Annotated in this window: 17 protein-coding genes and 1 tRNA gene; 8 read left to right on the top strand and 10 right to left on the bottom strand. The window is 55.0% G+C overall.

Features of this window, described 5'->3' with window-relative positions; all coding sequences use genetic code 11:
* Positions 1–63 precede the first annotated feature (63 nt).
* Both FHT87_RS29000 and FHT87_RS28995 read right to left on the bottom strand, forming a co-directional pair.
* A complete protein-coding gene (locus FHT87_RS29000; RefSeq protein ID WP_183806121.1) occupies positions 64–1,989 on the bottom strand; it encodes an autotransporter assembly complex family protein in 1,926 nt (641 codons plus the stop codon).
* Positions 1,990–2,162: 173 nt separating this feature from the next.
* On the bottom strand, positions 2,163–2,417 hold the full coding sequence (locus FHT87_RS28995) for a YMGG-like glycine zipper-containing protein (RefSeq protein ID WP_183734325.1): 255 nt from the start codon (positions 2,415–2,417) through the stop codon (positions 2,163–2,165).
* Between the two features lie 344 nt (positions 2,418–2,761).
* Here FHT87_RS28995 and hemA point away from each other — a divergent pair, with 344 nt between their 5' ends.
* Positions 2,762–3,976: a 5-aminolevulinate synthase gene (gene hemA / locus FHT87_RS28990; RefSeq protein ID WP_183806153.1), complete on the top strand. Its 1,215-nt coding sequence runs from the start codon at positions 2,762–2,764 to the stop codon at positions 3,974–3,976.
* Positions 3,977–4,009: 33 nt separating this feature from the next.
* Here hemA and dxr read toward each other — a convergent pair whose 3' ends face one another.
* The gene (dxr, locus tag FHT87_RS28985) at positions 4,010–5,182 is read right to left on the bottom strand and encodes a 1-deoxy-D-xylulose-5-phosphate reductoisomerase (protein ID WP_183806119.1); all 1,173 of its coding nucleotides are present in this window, start codon (positions 5,180–5,182) and stop codon (positions 4,010–4,012) included.
* 379 nt (positions 5,183–5,561) lie between these two features.
* Between dxr and FHT87_RS28980 the strand changes: the two genes are divergently transcribed.
* Together FHT87_RS28980 and FHT87_RS28975 are read left to right on the top strand one after the other, a co-directional pair.
* A complete protein-coding gene (locus FHT87_RS28980) occupies positions 5,562–6,209 on the top strand; it encodes a hypothetical protein (protein WP_183806151.1) in 648 nt (215 codons plus the stop codon).
* A gap of 60 nt (positions 6,210–6,269) precedes the next feature.
* Positions 6,270–6,560 (top strand): BON domain-containing protein, encoded by a 291-nt coding sequence (locus tag FHT87_RS28975; protein WP_183806117.1) that lies wholly within the window; start codon positions 6,270–6,272, stop codon positions 6,558–6,560.
* A 71-nt stretch (positions 6,561–6,631) separates the two neighbouring features.
* Here FHT87_RS28975 and FHT87_RS28970 read toward each other — a convergent pair whose 3' ends face one another.
* The 3 genes from FHT87_RS28970 to FHT87_RS28960 form a co-directional block, all read right to left on the bottom strand.
* Positions 6,632–6,793 carry a hypothetical protein gene (locus tag FHT87_RS28970; protein WP_183806115.1) on the bottom strand — a complete coding sequence of 54 codons (162 nt, stop codon included), beginning with the start codon at positions 6,791–6,793 and terminating at the stop codon, positions 6,632–6,634.
* Between the two features lie 115 nt (positions 6,794–6,908).
* Positions 6,909–7,006: transfer RNA gene (locus FHT87_RS28965), tRNA-Arg, on the bottom strand.
* 216 nt (positions 7,007–7,222) lie between these two features.
* A complete protein-coding gene (locus FHT87_RS28960; protein ID WP_183806113.1) occupies positions 7,223–7,690 on the bottom strand; it encodes a hypothetical protein in 468 nt (155 codons plus the stop codon).
* Positions 7,691–8,758: 1,068 nt separating this feature from the next.
* Between FHT87_RS28960 and FHT87_RS28955 the strand changes: the two genes are divergently transcribed.
* The 3 genes from FHT87_RS28955 (at position 8,759) to FHT87_RS28945 (ending at position 14,054) form a co-directional block, all read left to right on the top strand.
* Positions 8,759–10,324 (top strand): site-specific integrase, encoded by a 1,566-nt coding sequence (locus FHT87_RS28955; protein ID WP_183806112.1) that lies wholly within the window; start codon positions 8,759–8,761, stop codon positions 10,322–10,324.
* Positions 10,325–10,506: 182 nt separating this feature from the next.
* Positions 10,507–13,383: a VPA1269 family protein gene (locus FHT87_RS28950; RefSeq protein WP_183806110.1), complete on the top strand. Its 2,877-nt coding sequence runs from the start codon at positions 10,507–10,509 to the stop codon at positions 13,381–13,383.
* On the top strand, positions 13,380–14,054 hold the full coding sequence (locus FHT87_RS28945) for a hypothetical protein (protein ID WP_183806109.1): 675 nt from the start codon (positions 13,380–13,382) through the stop codon (positions 14,052–14,054). Before FHT87_RS28950 ends, FHT87_RS28945 begins: the two co-directional genes overlap by 4 nt.
* A gap of 912 nt (positions 14,055–14,966) precedes the next feature.
* Here the strand turns inward: FHT87_RS28945 and FHT87_RS28940 are convergent.
* Both FHT87_RS28940 and FHT87_RS28935 read right to left on the bottom strand, forming a co-directional pair.
* The gene (locus tag FHT87_RS28940; RefSeq protein ID WP_183806107.1) at positions 14,967–15,791 is read right to left on the bottom strand and encodes a Ku protein; all 825 of its coding nucleotides are present in this window, start codon (positions 15,789–15,791) and stop codon (positions 14,967–14,969) included.
* Positions 15,792–15,802: 11 nt separating this feature from the next.
* On the bottom strand, positions 15,803–16,705 hold the full coding sequence (locus FHT87_RS28935; RefSeq protein WP_183806105.1) for a Ku protein: 903 nt from the start codon (positions 16,703–16,705) through the stop codon (positions 15,803–15,805).
* A 186-nt stretch (positions 16,706–16,891) separates the two neighbouring features.
* Between FHT87_RS28935 and FHT87_RS28930 the strand changes: the two genes are divergently transcribed.
* Positions 16,892–17,497 (top strand): hypothetical protein, encoded by a 606-nt coding sequence (locus FHT87_RS28930; protein ID WP_183806103.1) that lies wholly within the window; start codon positions 16,892–16,894, stop codon positions 17,495–17,497.
* On the top strand, positions 17,497–18,423 hold the full coding sequence (locus tag FHT87_RS28925; protein ID WP_183806101.1) for a Kiwa anti-phage protein KwaB-like domain-containing protein: 927 nt from the start codon (positions 17,497–17,499) through the stop codon (positions 18,421–18,423). Before FHT87_RS28930 ends, FHT87_RS28925 begins: the two co-directional genes overlap by 1 nt.
* A 58-nt stretch (positions 18,424–18,481) precedes the next feature.
* Here FHT87_RS28925 and dinB read toward each other — a convergent pair whose 3' ends face one another.
* Positions 18,482–19,573 carry a DNA polymerase IV gene (gene dinB, locus FHT87_RS28920; RefSeq protein WP_183806149.1) on the bottom strand — a complete coding sequence of 364 codons (1,092 nt, stop codon included), beginning with the start codon at positions 19,571–19,573 and terminating at the stop codon, positions 18,482–18,484.
* Between the two features lie 15 nt (positions 19,574–19,588).
* Complete coding sequence (locus FHT87_RS28915) at positions 19,589–20,032, bottom strand: hypothetical protein (RefSeq protein ID WP_348649394.1); 444 nt, start codon at positions 20,030–20,032, stop codon at positions 19,589–19,591.
* Positions 20,033–20,071 lie beyond the last annotated feature (39 nt).

Here is a 20,071-nt window from a genome sequence, read left to right as displayed (position 1 = left end):
TGTTTTCATGACAGCTCACAGGTCGGAAAACACTGTGAAATCGGCCTTCCTGTAATGACTGGCCTAGAACGACTGGCCTATGCCGGCATAAATTCCATAATCCGTCCCACCATCGTACTTGTTCAGCGGTACGGCAAAATCAAGCCGAAGGGGGCCGAAAGGCGTTGCATAGCGGATACCAGCGCCCGCGCCGGTCCTGATATCGGAAAAATCGGGCGCGATGCTGTCCGAAACCGTACCGACATCGATGAAGGGTACGATTCCGATCGTATCGGTGATCTTGACGCGCGCCTCGAATGAGGTGGTCACAAAGGAGCGGCCGCCGGTCTCATCGCCGTTTTCGTTACGCGGTGAGATTTCCTGGTATCCGTAGCCGCGCACCGAACCGCCGCCGCCGGCGAAGAAACGCTGGGTAGCGGGAATATCCTGAACGCCGTCGCCGCCGATCAGCGTGCCGGCTGCGAGCTTGGCGGCAAGGACGATGCCGTCTTCGGCGCCGAGACCGAGATAGCCTGATATCGAGCCCTCGAAGGCCGAATAGACCGTGCCGTTCATGAACTCATAACCCGGCTTTGCCGACAGCGTGGCGTGGTAGCCCCCGGTCGGATTGTATTTGTCGTCGCGGGCGTCGCGATCGTAGGTGATCGGCAGCGTGAAGGTCAGATAGTTGTTGTTGCCGAAGGCGTCGTCATCATTCTCGAAGCTCACCTCGCCGGCTGCGGAGATGGTGTCCTGATCCGTCAATTCATAGGAGAGGCCGAGCGAGGCGGTAATGAGCTTCGCATTATAAGCATCAGGATTTTCGGTCTTGGCGACGATGCCGGCCTTCAGGGTAGCAGACGGGTGGATAAAGCCCGGTTTCGTAAAAAGGATCCCGGCGGAATAATCGAGATCGCCCAGGTCGGATGCTTCGCCGAGGCGCGAGACAGCGCCTTCGATGCGCAGCGATTCGGCCCCGCCGAACAGATTGCGATGGCCCCAGTAGCCGTTGATGCCGAAACCGTCGATCGTCGAATATTGCGCGCCGATGCCGAGATAGCGCCGTTTGCCTTCGGAAACCTCGATCGTCATCGGCAAAGTGCCATCGGCAGCAAGTGCGTCGCCCTCGTGGATCGTGACGCTTGAGAAGACGCCAAGCGCCCGCAGGCGTTCACCTGCTTTCCTCAGCGCCTCCGGCGAATAGGCTTCGCCCTTCTGCAGGCGCGAATAACGCTGGATGAATTCCGGTTTGACCATTCTTTCGCCTGTGACGCCGACATCGCCGATCGGGGCAACAGGGCCGCCTTCGGTAGCGAGAACGATATCGACGGTATTGCTGCTGTGGTCGGCGACCACGCGGCGCTCGGTCAGCTTGGCGAAGGGTCTGCCCTCGCTCTTCAACTGGTCGACGATCGTATCGCCGGCCTTGATGATCGCGAGCGAGCCTGCCTGCTCACCCGGAGCGAGATCGTAGTCGGCGGGATTGCGGTGCGCGGCATCGCCACCGAACTGAACCTCATTCACGGTAAAGACAGGGCCTGGCGCGATGTTCACCTTGACCGGGACGGGTTTGGAGCGGTCGAAGGTCGGATTCGGCGGCAGGTCGTCAATGTTGCGACCGTCGATGGTGATCGTCACTACGCCACCATAGCGCGCCTTTTCGTAGAGCGTGGCGATCAGCCTGTCGCGGTCGTCGCGGGCTTTCACGACGACACCCAGATCGCCTGAAACCGGACGATTCTTGTCGCCGACGAGGCGAGAGCTGTTCTGCAGCGCCTCCTTCAGGTCGCTATCGGCTGTCCCGGCTTCGAGGTCGACGTCATAGCGCACGGGATCGGGCACCTGGAGGTTCTCGTCCTCATCCTTGCCGAATATGGTGATGCCAAAAAGCTTGAATGCGTAAGCTTTGCCCACGAGGATGGGTGAAAATGCAGCCGCCGCTGCGACCACCACCATGGCGCCTGCTCGATACGCAATACCAGTTCTCAGGCCCGTTCCTCTAATCCGCATCCGCCGCTTTTGGGTTACATTAAAATGAAGCTCTGCGTTGCCCAGCCAACAATAAGCTTAGCGGCAAAATCCCGTCACGTGTACCAATTTAAACTGCTGACGCACTAATTTAGTACAAAAAAATCCCGGACGAGGGTCCGGGATTTCCGTTTTTCCCATTCTGATTGCAGATCTCAGCGGCAATCATCGATGTAGCGGCGACCATACCGGTCCCGATAATAGCATTGGCCAGGCTGCTCTGCGACCCTGCCGATCAACGCGCCCGAAACGCCGCCGATCGCTGCGCCGACTGCCGCGCCGCGCACGTCGCCGGTGACCACGCCCCCGATAACGGCACCCGACGCTGCGCCGATGCCGGCGCCTTGCTGTGTGGGTGTACAGCTTGCGATCGAAAGGCCGATCAATGCGAATACGAGGACTCTTTTCATCTCTTCTCTCCGAGGTTTTTGGCGCCCCAGCGGGCGGACGTCGTCCCTAACCTGTTTTTTCTCAGGCTAGCCCGGAAATTATGTCGCAAGAAGGGCTTGTCCACCATCACCGGACCTTTTTTCGTAAGGCGCGGGTTTCTTTCCACGATTAAAAGCAGGAGTTTCGGGAATTTTTTCCCGGAATTGACGCCGATCAAATTCACTGGCCGCGGCTCGCATATTTTTTATCTGGAATCATTCAAAAGTCTGCGCCTTTTGCCGCAGTTGATGGTAAAGCAGGGACCAAGGGTTGACGTACGGTTGCCGTCTCAGCAAGAAAACAGCCGTACGAACTGGAGCATATGATGGATTTCGAAGCGTTTTTCAAAAGCGAGCTGGACGGGCTTCACTCTGAGGGCCGTTACCGCGTTTTTGCCGATCTGGAACGCCATCGCGGCAACTTTCCGCGCGCGACACGCCACACGGCTGATGGCGAACAGGAAGTGACCGTCTGGTGCTCCAACGACTATCTCGGCATGGGCCAGCACCCCAAGGTGATCGAGGCGATGAAGGAAGCCATCGATCACTGTGGCGCGGGTGCGGGAGGCACCCGGAATATCTCTGGCACCAACCATTACCATGTTCTGCTCGAGCAGGAACTCGCCGATCTGCATGGCAAGGAAGCCGCGCTGACCTTCACATCCGGCTATGTTTCCAACTGGGCAGCGCTCGGCACGCTCGGCGCCAGGATCCCCGGCCTCATCATTTTTTCCGATGCTTTCAACCATGCCTCGATGATCGAGGGCATTCGCTACGCCAAGTGCGAGAAGGTCATCTGGAAGCACAATGACATCGCCGACCTCGAAGCCAAGCTGGCTGCTGCCGATCCCAAGGCACCGAAGCTCATCGCCTTCGAATCCGTCTATTCGATGGATGGCGATATCGCGCCGATCAAGGAAATCTGCGATCTCGCCGACAAGTATGGCGCGATGACTTATCTCGATGAAGTGCATGCCGTCGGCATGTACGGTCCGCGCGGCGGCGGCATTGCCGAGCGCGAAGGCCTGATGGACCGCATCACCGTTATCGAAGGCACGCTTGCCAAGGCATTCGGTGTCATGGGCGGTTATATCGCGGCTTCCACCGCGCTCTGCGATTTCATCCGCTCATTTGCGTCGGGCTTCATCTTCACGACGTCGCTGCCGCCGGCCCTTGCTGCCGGCTCGGTCGCGTCGATACGGCATCTCAAGGCAAGCCCCTTTGAGCGCGCTCGCCATCAGGATCGCGTGAGAAAACTGCGCACGCTGCTTGACCAGCAGGGCATTCCGCACATGCCGAACCCGAGCCATATCGTGCCGGTCATGGTTGGCGATGCCGCCAAGTGCAAGTGGATCTCGGATCTGCTGCTCGACAATTTCGGCGTCTATGTGCAGCCGATCAACTATCCGACGGTGCCGAAGAAGACCGAGCGCCTGCGCATCACGCCGACGCCGCTGCATTCGGATGCCGATATCGAGCATCTCGTCGGCGCGCTGCATTCGCTCTGGTCGCGTTGCGCGCTCGCCCGTCACGTCGCTTGATGTCACGTCGCCTGATTTTTCAGGAAAATTTCTTTATCGGATGAGCCCGGCAGCCCGCTGCCGGGCTTCTTTGTCTGCGGCGAAGACATCGTCCATCGTCGCAGCTGCCGGCAGATCGATGAGATCGTCCATGACTTTTTCGGTGATCTCGGCCATGGCGAGGAAGGGCAGGCGGCCCTCGATGAAGGCTTCGAGTGCAACTTCCTTGGCGCCGTTCAGAACCGCGCCCTGGACGCCGCCGCGCGTCATTGCCAGTCGGGCAAGCCGCAGGGCAGGGAAACGCTTTTCATCCGGAGCCTCGAAATCCAGCCGCGCGAGCTTGGCGAAATCCAGCCGCTCGATCGGTAGGTTCGCCCGGCGCGGATGGGAAAGGGCGTAGCCGATTGCGGTGCGCATATCCGGCGCGCCGAGCTGTGCCAGCACCGAGCCATCCGTATAGCCGACCATCGAATGGATGACCGACTGCGGATGAACGATCACCTCCACCTGGTCGGGGCGCAGGCCGAAAAGGTGCTTCGCCTCGATCATCTCCAGTGCCTTGTTGAACAGCGACGCACTGTCGATGGAGATCTTCAGACCCATAGACCATCTCGGATGGGCGCGTGCGGTCTCTACCGTGACGTTGGCCATCTGCTCCAGCGAGGATGTACGGAAGGGACCGCCCGATGCCGTCAGGATGATGCGCTCCACGGCATGGCGTTGGTTTTCCTCCAGCACCTGGAAGATCGCATTATGTTCGCTGTCGACGGGCAACAGCTTGCCGCCACCGTTTTTCACCGACTCGATGAAAAGATCGCCGGCCGCGACCAGACATTCCTTGTTGGCAAGTGCGATATCGGCGCCGCGGCGTGCCGCTGCAAGTGTGGGTGCAAGGCCGGCCGTGCCGACGATGGCTGCCATCACCCAGTCCGCCTCGCGGTCTGCGGCCTCCATCAGCCCGGACTTTCCGGCGGCGACCGCGATGCCACTGCCGGAAAGCTCGCTCTTCAGCGATTCGTAATGCTGGTCATTGGCAATGACGGCCAGATGCGCACCTGACGATTTCGCTTGCTGCGCCAGCAATTCCACATTGCCGTTGCCGGTCAGGACGGAAATTTCGAAATTGTCCCGGCCGCCCAGATGATCGATGACATCAAGCGTATTTTGGCCGATCGAGCCTGTCGAACCGAAGATGCTGAGGCGCCGAGGCGCGATTTTGCCCGTCATGGTCGATTTCGCAAGAAATTGCATATTTGCCCTCGGCTCTACAGGGGATCGTGGGAGGCAGCAAGTGTGCGGTGCAGCAAATTTCAACTCCAGAGGGGTTTACTTAACTCCGCCATGATGTGATGCTGACAACCGTCCTCACGAGGATGATCATTTGCTGCGGTCGGTTACGGCCGAAAGGCAAATCCGCTGGGCGCCAATGCGTCCGACGAGCAACCGGCAAATTTATGCCACTGGCCGACAGCCAAACAAAAATCGAAGACTGAACCGGGATTGCGTGTTTGCGCCATCCTTCATTGCGTTCGACGCGAGCGCTTCCACGTCCGCTCTGTGCCCATGGTTGCGCGATCGGCGTGCAAGTTCAAAACGATGCGATACTATGACGAAAATAAAGATTGTATGCTTTGTTTTTGCCCTTCTGCCGCTGGCCAATTCGGTATTTGCGGATGACCTGGTGATCTGGTCGCCGGTGAAGGTGTCCAACCGTTCCTATAAGACGACGGTCGGGTTCCGTTTGCCGATGGAATGGGAAACGAGCGCCGGTGCGGATTTCGCGCTTGCCTCCAACAAGAGCGGGGCACCGCTGCCGGCTTCCGGCCAGGCGATGCTTTGGGGCAAGCTGCAGAAGGTGAGTGTTACGCCGGCCAGCCGTGCGCAACAGGATGTGACGTTGCAGGTCGATACTTTGCGTGGCAGCGGCGCGTTGATGCTCAGCCGTTCGCGCAGTTGGATACTCTCGGATTCGCTCGACATGCAGACGACCCGTGCGGTAAGCCTCGGTTACAACGCTGTCGATGCGCGTCAAGCGACGGTGTCGGCTTCGCAGGCGGTCAAACTGATCTATCCGTGGACTGGCACATCGATTTCGGCCGGCAGCAGCATCAGTGATGTCAGCGGCGACTTTTCCAGCACCGTCGCCGTCAGTCAGAACATCTTGCCCAGCCTCGGATTGAGCGCGTCTGTGTCCGATCCGCTTTCGACGGGGCGGGCGGGAAATGTCAATTTGAACTATCAGCTTCGCTGGTAGGCGAAACCAAAGCCCTGTCGACCGCGTTTCTTCTTCTTCACCACCAAGGAGGACAGAACGATGGTCTTCAAGGAACCGACATTTCACGGCCATCAGCCCGAAGCGGAGGCTGAATATGCCAATCGCGCAACACTGGAAGCTGCGGTCGCCAATGCGCTGGCGGTTGCCGGCGGCATTGACGCATCCGATGTCGAGGTGACGGCCGAAGGCGACGAGATCGTTCTGAGCGGCAGCGTCGGTACGGTCGACGAAATCGAACGGGCAACAGTCATCGCAAGAACAGTCGAAGGCGTTCATACAGTGCGAAACCGTATTTTGCTCACTGGCTCGATGGTTGACGTTCGACATTAATGGTCGGCGGCGAGACGCCGGCAGACGAAGAATATTTCAACGTCGTGGCGCGCAAGCCGTCGCTCAGCGGATCAGCCGGCAAAGCGTTCCGGCAGAAAACCGGCGGGGGCTTTCTCGCCGACAAGCCGATCGGTCTTCGGTGTGGTAACGGGGCCTTGCGGTTGATGGGCGATTACCAACAGCAGGCCGCTGACGACGAAGCCGATCGCAAGCAGAATTATTCGAATACGCATGGCGGATACTCCCGTTTTGTCGCTAAACGCGGAGAGAATCCCGAAGTTCCGCATGTGTTTTCGGTGTTGGCGCAAAACGCGCCATGCGGTGGCGACCTAGATATCCGTGAGAGAATGGTGATCCCGACGCGATTCGAACGCGTGACCCTCAGATTAGGAATCTGATGCTCTTTTATAAGGAGAGTAGATAGTACCAAAACGTACCGGTTCTTCCACCAGTCGTCAAATGGACAGCATGGCCATACTTGGCCTTGCTGTTCCCAAGCCAACGCTACGACTGGATGGCCCAGTCAAGGCTTTAAGCGACGAAGGAGCGGGCCTTTACGGGGTCAGCCAGGAGTGGCCGACAAACGAAGCATCCGCCAAAGGCGGATTCCGTATTTGTATAAATCTTGGTCACGGGGGAACGAGTCAGGGCAGGAGCAATGGTTAGTCGGCTCGCCGCCGGTCAGAAGGTATGACACCTTCAGGCAATGGTAGATCGCTGGGCCAGTAGCCCTTGTTGGTGGGTATGAACTCGTCACTCGCCCAGAGCGTCTTGGCCACAAAATGAAGCGGATTGCTGACATCCGGCGCGAAACCCGCTTCGGTGATCTTCGAGAGGGCCTCATAGCGATCAAGTGGTCTACCTTCCTTGATCATCTGCTCGCGAGCCAGTCTAGCCACCCTGCGATAGCCCGGTTCCTTTTTCTGAGATCGACGGTTGATTGTCCTTGGGGAGCCACCTTTTCCGCGAATCATCTCTTCAAGGGAACGAACTATCTGCTCTTTCCGGGCAGCTTCTTCCGTCAACTGGGCGATGACGATGCGAGTTTTTTTGATGTCGGCTCTAATCGATTTGACGGCCGATACAAGCTCCCGACTGTCCGATTCGTCAATCGCTGGTTCAGTTACCAAAGGCTCCATCCGTCACACGAATCATGGCATTTAATGAGATTATAACGCTATTTTCGGCAATAATATATCGCAGACTGAAGTTTTCGCGTTCTTGAGCGCGATCAGCCGTGTCAAAATAGTCCCGTGACAAAATCTATCTCTGGTTCGTAACTTCCTCTCAATTCTGTATTTTTCACGTCAGGGCGAACCCCTCGATCAGCGTTTTAGCAAACGCCAATCAGCTTAGGAAGCGTTTCGCAAGGAAATCCCAAAATAATATCCCCGAAAACTCCAAATGCCGGTAAATGTTGACATTTCTCTTTACCAAGGGAAATCGTTTCCAGCATCCCAGACGCCGTAAGAAAAGGAACTCGGTGGTTGTCGTTAGGGCAATGATGTACTAGCGTTCGGGTCGAATCGATTTGGATGACCCAAGCTGGTTCAAAAAAATTGGGCGGCTGCGCTGGAACGCAAACCGCCCGATATCCGTCATCCACTGCTTCGGGGAAAACCGATATGCCTCCATAGCTACCATAATCTCCAAATTCACTCAACTGTGGAACGAGCGTGGTTCGTCATCGTCCTCTCGATGGTGGACCAAGCGGGATTGATTTTTTGCGTCCAGGCCTCCGGACTAGCAGTTACCCTGATGATCTCATCCGGGGCGGGCGGAGGAATGTACGCAATTTTTGGAGTCGTTAGCATGAATACCAAGAAGCGGGGCGTGCCGCCCATGCTCAGCGCGTGGTCGCTCAAAGGAGACACTGATCGCGCAAGACATCTCTCCGTATCCTACCGAAAATCGAATCTGCTCAAGCAGTTTCTCTGCTGGCCCGAAGTGCACAGGGTGCGTGAAATACCAGGTAGTTCGGAGTTGCACCTTGATTCCTGGCGGGAATGGTTTGTCCGCCATCAAGTGGCCGATAGCGTGATCAATGCACTCGCTGGATGGATAAATGAAAAGCCTGAAGTCGCCATTGGCATTGGATGGTGCAAAAGGCCACCGGCGACGTCAGGGAGTCCGGGTTATTGTACTCGGTGCATCTTCGATGCCTGCCGTTTACCCGATCATCGATGCGGAGATCGATCATGAGGGCGGGTCCAGAATCTCTAGAACATATGCCGATGCACCATTTTACACGGATTGAATACCATCCGAACTATGGTGGAGATGTTCCGGTACTATACCTTTACAAGAAAGGTGAAAGGACCGCCAGTCATGGTGAGACGCGGCGTTTCGAGCCCTTGGTCGATTTCATACACGCTCATTCAGGTTTTTCGATTACGACACATTGGAAGCCAGTTCGTGGTCTGGGCTTGCTCTATGACTACTTCCTGCAGACTGAAGATCATTATCGACGGCGGTTCGATGGCGAGGTGAGCCCCAATAGAAGGGTGATCCTCGATGAGTTCTGTAATGCGCTGCGTTACGGGACCCTCAACGCCAATTTGACGGACGCAACAGGGCTGATGTGGCCACCAATTTGCTCCGTCGACGTCTTGAAGGGAATGGGCACCTGGCTCGACAAAATCTTCGATCATTTCACCGAGATTGATCGAACTCATGAGCTAGCAGCAGCGCTTCCGTTCTTCGAAGGGGCAAGTCTCAACGTTTGGCGTATCGCGGCGGAGCACCGTCGGAAAAGGCGCTACAGCTTTTTGGCGCATCTTTCTCGACACGAATCAAGTGGCGTCCAGCGTGAACCACTCGGAACGGCGATTTTCGATAGGCCGGTTTCAGGTCGCCAATCTGACTCAGCCTCTATGATTGATGAACTCGATTCGGTCCCATTAGAGCCACTCTATGCGTTTCCCAAGGAGCTTGTAGCTCCATTTATTATGACTGGCTTTGATAGAAATCTGAAATCCTTCGGTTTGCTCGACCAGGCAGATTGGACTGGTCGCCTCTTCGCCGCGATATCTATCGGCGGCGGGCGAGGCAGCGAAAGCCTTCATATGTGGACCAACGATCTTCAGGTAGTGAACGGCCGCACGCTTGCGTTTCTTCGGCATCCCGAAAGCTTTCGTGACCAGGACGGCAAGAGCCGTGAACGCCTTCTGCTGGAACGCTATCAACGCCCTCCCAGAACTAGGGAAATCAAGCGCCTCAGGGTTGGTTTCAAGAAGCCGCGTCTCAACATCGAGCACTGGGCAACGATACGATGGATGCCCATCGACGGCTTTCAGGAGTATCTCACCGATCTTGTTAGTGACTACCTTGGGTCGGTTAGACCCGAAATCATGGAAAAGCGGCGACGGCATGGCCTTCCAGACCATCCATTTCTGCTCGTTAGCACCTGCGAGAAACGTAAAGAGTTTATCGGCGATCCGCTCACGCTTTCGCCAGCGAGGTATAGCTGGATGCGAGGCATCGAACGCCTTGCTGTTCATAACCCAGGTCTTAAATACGGCAAGGAATATGGGACCACCCGTCACGGCATGAGGCATCGCTTTGGCGTTACGTCCGACGAGATCGGAATAAAGCCTCAGGACATCCAAAAGGACATGCACCATCGATCAATTCTGAGCACCCGACGATACACTATGCGTTCGGATGGCGAGTCCAGCGCTGCCTTCGAGCACCACGCAAAGATCAACCGCGAGAAGCTTGCCGAACTTGGACGCTTTTTCACCGTTTCTGCTGGGGTTGCCTAGTGGCCGTAAAATTGAATCTTGGAAACGATCTTGAGGTCGAAGATTGTGAACTGGACGACTTCATCTCTGCCGCGTACGAAAAAATCACGGGTCTTCCGGAATTCGAGAGGCATAGGATCGCTAGGGGCCAATCCAGTTCCTCCATTCCTATGATTGAAGATAACACCAGGTTCCTATGCAAAATGAACCGTAAGGGTCTGGTCAGACTGCCGATTGCGACCTTCGGATGGAAGGCGGAAAAGGTCGTATCTTCGCGGACGGTGGAGATATGCATCGAATCCCTTCCTTTAGCAAAATCATTGATGAAGCTTTTCGCTGAGAACGGTATTCCTCGCGACCAGCTGAGTGGTTTTGTCGACGATGCAAACAAGAGACATTACCTGGCGGTGTTTCATAGGCTCATCGCAGCAATCGCGATGTCGGTGAGCGGCGCAAAATCTTCCAAAGATTTGAAGGTCAGCGATTTCTTAGCGATCCTCACGAGTTTCAGTGTCCCCGAGCTGAGGAGTTTTAAACGGCTGGACCTTTGGGGCACCACCTATGACCGGCCCGGCAAGTTTCTACGAGAGATGGCTCGGGTCCTGGGCCATCTGTTTGAAAGCCAGGAACTCAGACAATTTTACAGAGCAGACCGAAGGGACAGTGTTTTTAAAAATGGGACTGGCTCGATTCCTATCAACCTCTTCGCGATGCCGCCCGAGCATTTGAAAGGTTGGAGAAATCTCTATGACGACTGGCGAAGGTCTGTACCGCCGAGGTCCAAAGCGCCGCACCCCGCGATGGGTCGATTGCTGATGTATCTGAATTCTGAGTTCAGTTGCGAGGAAGTGATCGATCCCGCAGTGTTCCTTTCAACAAAGAGAGATAACAGCTTCATCGATTTCATTCTGCGAAGTAGGAAGACAAACAAGCAGAAGGAATTCAGTGGGAGTGCGCGGACCGAATTCTCCGACATCAAACGGTTCTCGGAATATGTTGCAGAGGTAAGCGGTCTGATCGACGCTGGGAAGCGGATATATCCGCTGGTGTCAGATCAGGAATTGAAGAATTATACCGTTGGACTGAGCAAAAGCGGACAGATCAACGATTCAGGCGAGGCCTCGTCAAATCCACTTCCACCTGTGCTCTATGCGATTTGGCAGGAGATATTGCTGGAAGGAGAGAATGGGTGGCCCGGCAGGCACGAAATGTGCCACTTTTTCTTGGAAGGAGCTGAACGTTATTGTCCAGTTCTACCCACGCTGTTCCTTTTTCCTTTTGAGATTCCTCAACGCTTCATACAACTCCTTACTATGGACACCGGAGAGGGAGATATCGCGCGTTTCGACGGGCGCAAAATGCGTTGGGAGAAAGCGAACTGGTCATCCAATGCGGGCTACTGGAAACGCACCCTCAGGTCCAAGGAGCCCCGTGGCTATGCTCGAAGAACCAGGAATCCGAATATTACTGGTTTCTACTTTAATACAAACAAAACTGGCCGCCCTTTTGTCGTTCCGTGGCAGAACGAGACGGCGCACAATATGTTGGCCAGAGTGTGTGAATGGGTAGAGCGCTGGGTCCCGCTATCACAGCCGATTAAGGCTGCGGTATACCGCGACGAGCTTAAACACTATGACAAAAACTATCTCAACCGATTTCCAGACATCTTTCCGGTTTTTCGGCTTCCGCCGAAAAATAGTCAGAAAGGTGGGCTGCCGGTTAACAAGCATGTATTCCGACAGTTCTGGCTCGACGGGATGCTGGAGACGCAAAATCGGTATAACGCTCGTGTTTCGCCGGAGCTGGCCCTCTATTTCGTCACGGTTAACAAACAAGGCAAACCGATCCTTTGCGATTACATGCCGCACGGCATGAGAGTAGCTGGCATTACGCTGATGCTGGAAGCGGGCGTCCCTATATCCGTTGTCAGCAGACTTCTGGTTGGCCATGCCACTGTGCTCATGACTTCCAGGTACAACAAAAACGATCCTGCATACTACTCCGACATGATGACCGACTTCCGAGCAAAGCATGGGTCGGGCACTCAAGACATTGGGATCGAAAGTCTCAAAAGGATGTCCTTCGAGCAGGCCCGACGGAGGACGGTCGGTGGATCGGAAGATGCTGTACAGGCTGCGTATCGGGCTGACAAAAATCTGTGGGTAGAGCGCGACCTGGGAATATGCCCCTGGATGGGGCAGCGTTGCCACGATGGCGGTGAATGCATACGGCGCGATATCAGGAACGGGGTGGATAGATCAGTCTATGAGTCCGTAGAAACGGGCAATTGCATCCTCTGCAGGCATCTGATGACCGATCCCTCGTACATCGAAGCGTTCTATGACCACGGCGAGCTTCAAATGCGGCGAAACCTAGTGCTCGCTCGTAGGTATATCGAGCTAGAGGCAAAGCTTCATCAACTGGAGCAACCTTCACATCTCGATCTTGCATCGGCTGACAGTGTTAATCGCGATCAGCAGATACGTTCCCTGAATGCAAATCTGAACGATATCGTCGGAGCACAGACCGCCATAAGTAAGAGCATTGCCTACGGGCAGCGTTATATCGAGCAACTTCGGGTCTTGGAACGGGGCGACTATACCGAGGGTGATGGAACGTCAGGCGGCCGAAAGCTGGTACATCCTGAGAATGCGCTAGACCAATGGACAGAAGGAGCATTGCCTGATCAGTGGGTGCCAATCTCCGACTTCGAACACCTAACTAGGATAGTTCGAACGGCCGAACTTTACACAGGCATGTTCGATGCGGAAGCCGAGGCGAGCTTCAAACACGCTGTCGACAATCTGATGGTCGAGGCGGGTTATAGTCCAATATCGCTGAACGCGCGGACACCAGAAGAGAAGAAGGCCGACTACGTTCGGACCGCGAATGCGATCATGTCCAAGATCGACCGACAACAACTGATTGCGCTAGAAGATGGGACCGTGACGCCTGCAAGCCTCGGTTTTGCAGAAATTTTCAACGCCCTGGAATTGATGCCGCTTCCTACCCTTTCACAACCGGCGTTGATAAGTGGGCCGCGAAGCGCTTCCAAAGGCCAGTCGGGAGTTCGCTCGTGAAACGGGATGGTGTGAAAAAAGCTATCGCCACCGTCTTGCAGACGGCGGGGGAACTATCTGCGGTCGTCAAGTCCGAAGAAGCCAAAACTGATACGTCTCGCGCCAACGTCGAGAAAATTGCGTCGATAGGCGAGTTTTTGGTGACGCAAAAGCCTCCGCTTGAACCGAACTACGACAATATATTGGAGCGGGGCAAGCTTATGTATCCCTTGTTTCCAGCCCGTCAGACGCTGAAAAACTACTATCGTAAGACGGTTGCTGTTTGGCGAGGTGCTTACTACCAGATCATTCATCTGCTCGCAAACGAGCTTCTGGAGCGAGCGCTGACGGACAATATTCCGAAAAACGGAGGTCCGGACTCTGGAGCAACAATCGCGATTTTACGTGCCAAAGTGTTGCGGCTCGAAGTTGAGCTGGATCGTCACAGGCATGAAACGGCACAGATGGTCCCACAGGGCACGTTATATGCCAAAACCTCCTGGAATCAGCCAGCTGACGGATTTGAAAATCAGATTGTCAGCATGGGGCCAATCCGCAAATGGGTAGCCAGCTGGAAAGACCCGGACAGTCTCCTGGTAGAGGATGAGAGCGGTCTACGCCTGAGCCGTGTAGTCAGGCCTGGCCGACTTATCATGGACAAAAAGACCTTGGAAGCTATCCGAGCGCTATGATGTCATCACCTTCAGCGGTCATGCTTCCCGCCGTCCAAAGTGTCGCTGCCATCGGGGCGCTGATGGTGTCCACGAGAGGATTCGAACCTCCGACCCCAGGATTCATACCACTTCGACTTTCGCCGCCGCATAGCGTTCGTGGTCTGGACTGTCCCTTCACCATGGGTCCGAGGACCTTTAGGCGCTGCCCATCCAGTCTCTACACCTTCACCAGGTTTCCCTGGAGCTTGGCTCGGGATTGGCATGCTGAAAGACCAGCGAAGCGTTCCCCGACTTTGAGCAGATCGATTGCGCCGTTTCCATGCGCAACCCCCAATTTCATAGGAATCCTGTGCTCTATCCTGCTGAGCTACGTGGACACAACATCCCTCCAATAGCGTAGGCGAGCAGACCGAGCAACCGCTCTTTTTCGGAAATTATTGTCACTGATTCGTCAGCGCACACCACATCAGGGTGATGAAAGGAAGCATAATGGACCTGCCGCTTGGTTGCCTCTCTGTGAGCAGCGATCATCTCGATATCGACTCTGCTCGCTACCTTGCGTTGGTCAATCCCTATTATTGGCCTTTTCCTGGAGGACCGTACGGAGCGTACGAAGGTTGGTTCTGCAAGTGCGAGTTTTTTGATCTTTCGCCCAGTCTGGACCCGTTTAATGGAGCGGACATCTTGGACGTCTTCGAATTCGCTAGGTCAATGGGGTATGATTGGGTGATGTTTCATGAGTCCGGAGTTCGTCATCGTGACCTCAAAATACATCGGAAATTTCCAAATGGATTCGACGAGTTCCTCTTCGGGCTCGCTTTAAAGCAGGATAGAGAAGATTGGCGTCGGGAGACGCAAGAGCGGCTCGGATCATTATCCCGAGGCGATGATCCCACATTTTAGGAACCAGCACTGCCCTGACCGCCCATCTCAGCGCTTGGTGTGCTTCCGGCCCTGAAGCTCAGCCTCCATGCTCTTGCGCAGCGCGTCCATGATGTTGATGACGTTCGAAGAGGGCTCTTCCTTTGTCCCCTTGTTCGCGCCTTTTGATTTCGTCCTGGGCATCAGCGCCTTTTTCTTCTCAGCGATGATCTTCAGCAGACTTTCCTGGATCGGGTCTGTCACCATGGCCGGAGACCACTTTTTCGTGCGCTGTTTAATGAGTTGCTGCACCAGCGGGATTAAGTCCGGGTCCGCTTCCTCGTCGATGTCTTCGAAGTAGCTATCTTCCGGCCGAACCTCATCGCCGAACCGCAGAGTCCAGAGAACGATGCCTTCACTACGGGGTTCGAGGATCACGGCTCGTTCGCGGCGGCCAATGACCAACCGGGAAACGCCGACGACTTTCTCGGCCGCCATCGCATCGCGGATAACGGCGAAGGCCTCGTGGCCGACCGGATCATCCGGCATCAGATAATGGGGCTTTTCAAAGTAGACCCATTCGATGCTGTCTCTCGGAACGAACTTCTCGATATCGATGGTTCGAACGGTTTCTAACGCTACTGCGTCGAGATCGTCGTCGGTCAGAATGATGTAATCGTTCTCACCGCGAGCGTAGCCTTTTGCCTCGTTCTGATCCTTCACCGGCTTGCCGGTTACCGAGTCCACGTATTGTGAGACGACGCGATTGCCCGTCTCCTTGTTCAGCGTGTGGAATCGAACCTTCTCGCTTTCACTGGTGGCTGGTGACATCGCCACTGGACAGGTGACCAGCGAAAGCTTGAGATAGCCCTTCCAGTACGGTCTCGGTGCCATGACTAATCTCCTCAGCTCGCTTTGCGGTGCCCAGCTGACGCAGTCCGAGATTTCGGCGATGCACGGCGGGCCTTCTCACGGCTCGCGCCTGCATTAGCGTTGGCGGCCGTGCGCTTGGGCTTCTGGGTCGCTTTCATCATGCCAGCGCTCTCACGCAGCGCAGCCAGCAGTTCGTTAGGCTGCGATACCTTGACCGGCTTCTTCTGCGGCAGAGAGCGCCCCTCGATCTTCGCTTTGACGAGTTCCGCCAGAGCGCTCTCGTAGCGGTCGTCGAACTCGGCCGGATTGAAGCTGCCCTTCTTCGTGGAAATGATATGCTTGGCGAGATCGAGCATTTCACCCTCGATTTTGATCTTCGGCATCGCTTCGAACGCTTTCGCACTCGACCGGACCTCATAGTCGTAATTCAGGGTGGTCGCGATCAGCCCCTTCCCATGAGCGCGGATAAGCACTGTCCGCATGCGCCGGAACAGTACCGTTCTCGCAATCGCCGCGACCTTCGATTTGCGCATGCCATCCCGTAGAGCAGTGAAGGCATCCTCGGAAACCTTGTCGGTCGGGGTGAGATAATAGGGTTTGTCGAAATAGACGTCGTCCACGTCCGAGCAGGGGATGAACGCTTCAATCTCCAGCGTCTTGTTGCTCTCCGGAATGACGGCGGTCACTTCTTCGGGATCGATCATGATGTACTGGTGGTTCTCGATCTCGAACCCCTTGACCTGAGCTTCGCGTGGCACCGGGTCGCCGGTATCGCTGTCGACGAACACGCGGTTCACGCGGTTGCCGGTGGCTTTATCGATGGTGTTGAACGTGATCCGCTCGGATGTGCTGGCAGCAGTATAAAGGCCGACACCGCAGCTTACTTCGCCAAACTTGATGAACCCCTTCCACTGAGCGCGGTGACCACTTGGCATGACGCGTTACTCCCCGAAACACTGAGTCGCGACTCAATCGTTCCAGAGGCGATTCGTTCCGAATCAATGCAAGTATTATTTCGCGAGATGAGGGGTGTTGCAGTCAAAAGCTGTTCATTTTAGGTAGTCATCCCTCGCATTTGCAACCGGCCTCGTGCATATTGCAAGAAAGGGCGGGCGCGAGAATTGCAATTCAGGTTTGTAGCATCACTCACTGTATTTATTGGCTCATATTTTCCCCTGAGCTTGATCCTTCTTGCCCAAGACTATCGTTATGATTTGTTGTGGGCTCCGTTTTGTTGGCCTCCTGGCACAGGGAAATGCGTTGTTCCTCTCCAAAATGGGGCGCTTTCCCTAATTATTTTCGCCGTTTGCTTAATCTGCCTATTGTTTTCTTTAGGGGTTCTAGCGACGGTAAAACCGAAAATACCCGTAGACATCGAAGAGGCTAAGTACATTCCAGCCGAGCTGATGGCTTATACGCTTCCGTATGTCGTTTCGTTCATGAGCCTTGAATATAAGGATACGGGAAAACTTGTTGGGTTACTTATCTTCTTGGGTTGGATGTTTGTCATCACCTACAGATCGGGGCAGTTGATCCTCAACCCGCTTCTCATTGTTTTTGGATGGCGACTCTACGAGGTAACGCTTTCATATCCAGGCAAAAGCGAAACAAAAATCTCATCTTGGGCCTTATCAAAAGACAACCTGCAGCCTGGAAACCGCTGCAATGTCGCGACCATTCAAGATGTCAGGATTATAAAATTGACCACATCAGAGGGCGGTGACTGATGCCAGCACTAGAGGACTTAAGAGCGCTTGACCTGGCGACTGCCCAGGTAACACTGTGGACTATAAAGGGACCTACCGGAGCAGCGGCGGAAGCGCCCCACTTTTCGGGTCGATGGGTGGAGACAACGGATGAGGTCGATGCCGCATTGAAAGAATCTCTCGTTGCCGAACTCGCTAAGATAGAGGAGGTGATCGAATATGGCCTACTCGCCCAGAACAACGAAGCCAGCGCCCTTCAAATACCCGCCGATGAGACGCACGCAGGCCTATTGTTGGACGAGGTTGCTGCCGAGTTGGATGGCAAAAAAGCTTCTCAGATCAATCACCTGTTGAACTCGAAATTCTACGTCGCGAAATTCATAGTCGATGAGCAGATCGCTTTTGCCGTTCGCAAAACAGAACCCAGCTGGAAGACGAAAAAAGCTGCGTCTTTCAGGAACCTTTATTTCGCGGACCAACAGCTGGCCATCGATGATAGGCCGCACTTCGAGCTAAGCAAGACGTTTGACTTCGTCATATTTGGCGACACGATCCTGGTTCGAAACAAAGCCGCGTTCGAGTCATTGCTGCGTTATAAAAGCACTCAGCGAGAAGACTTTGTTGAACTTCAGGCTGAAGAAGAATTCTTGGCCGCATTCGTGGACGTCGCACCACTCGTCGAATATGTTGGAGACAACAAGATTCAGCTAAGACGCGCCTGTGCGATACGAGAAAAAGGCCATTATCGCGACGCTGATTTCATGCAGCGGTTGAGAGAGAATCAAGCCGAATACGGGCTGGTTATTCAATTCGATGGCGACGGGAAAATCGTTGCAACGCCCGAAACATGTGCCCAAATCATTAAGGCATTGCTGGATCACCGACTTAAATCTGGCTTCTCGACATTGGTCTACGACGTTCAGGATACCACTCCGGTACAGCTCTGAGATATCGAGTTTGTTCGAAGCTTTGGAACATGCGTTCAAAGGCGAAGTTGGTCCAGAATTACTTGAATAGCAGCAACTGTGGTGGCTCGCTCTCAGCCACTTTGCGCTCCAGCGACGACAGCGTCACACCAAGTAATCTAATCCCCCGGCTGACCGGGAAGATCGCCTGCAGGAGCAAGTTCACCGCATCCTCCAAGTCGTCGAGCGATCCAAACGGCAACGCCATCGTTTTGCTGCGCGTGATTTGAGTGAAATCAGCATACTTCACCTTCAGCGTCACCGTTTTGGCGCTGGTCTCGTTGGCGTCGCAATAGGCCCAGACTTTTTCGATCAACGGTTGGATGCCTTCTCGGGCCGGGTCGAACGAATGAATATCGGCCATGAATGTGTCCTCCGCGCCGACGGATTTCCTGACGCGATTTGGCTTGACCTGCCGGTCATCGATGCCGCGTGCTATGCCGTAGAAATAGGGTCCTGACTTCCCGAAATGATCGATCAGGAAGTCCAAGCTGCGGGCTTTGAGATCGGCTCCGGTCTCGATGCCGAGCCGATGCATTTTCTCGGCTGTTGCCGGACCGACACCATGGAACTTCTTGACTGGGAGAGCTTCCACGAACGCGGGGCCGTTCTTCGGAGTGATCACCGCCTGTCCATTCGGCTTGTTGAGATCGCTCGCCATTTTTGCCAGGAACTTGTTGTAAGCGATTCCGGCCGACGCATTGAGTCCTGTGGTAGCTTTGATTTTCGCGCGGATCTCAGCAGCAATTTCCGTCGCGATTTCCATTCCCTTGAGGTTTTCGCTGACGTCGAGATAGGCCTCGTCGAGCGACAGCGGCTCGATTATCGGTGTGTACTCGGCAAATATCTGCCGGATTTGCAGCGAAACCGCCTTGTAGACATCGAAACGCGGCTTCACGAAGATGAGGTCGGGACATTTGCGTTTGGCCGTGACCGACGGCATCGCCGAATGAACGCCATACTTTCGGGCCTCGTAGCTTGCTGCTGCGACGATGCCACGTGCTTCTGAACCACCAACCGCAACCGGTTTGCCGCGAAGATCGGGATTATCGCGTTGTTCGACGGAGGCGTAAAAGGCATCCATGTCGACATGAATGATCTTGCGCTGTCTGTTTCCGTTGTCGCGTATCACATCGTCCATGTTCAATTAGGCGTCTTCATTATCCGGGATGCCGTCATCGTCGCGGCTATCCTCGTCTGGCGGGAACAGCAGCATCTCTTGCTTATATTCAAGCTCCGCGATCTGGTCGAACAACGTCTGCTCGTAGTTTGAAAGGACGCTCCCGAGATGTACGAGAGAGTCAGCAGGCAACTCGCTGCCGTCGTCAGGCGTCACCATGATCTTTCCTGCATGGATGACGTCGATGTAGGCCTGGACCGTCTGAAGCTCGCTTTGGGCAAACTGGATTCTCGATCCAATCGCAGCGATGCGCAATTCCTCTGCTGTGGTTCCAAAAGGCGCTCCGATTTGCAGGCTTGCGTCGAAAGAGGTCCCATTCTCTGACATAAGCGGCCATAGGTATTTTTTCTTATCGATGACATTTTGACGAACGTTGGCGGTCTCGCTGCAGGTAATTGAATCTATTCGCACTTCGGCTTCGACAACATGTGGTCAGGTTGCAGTTCTCGG

Source organism: Rhizobium sp. BK316 (genome assembly GCF_014193695.1).
Taxonomy (GTDB): Bacteria; Pseudomonadota; Alphaproteobacteria; order Rhizobiales; family Rhizobiaceae; genus Rhizobium.
This window is presented reverse-complemented; position numbering and strand designations above follow the sequence as displayed.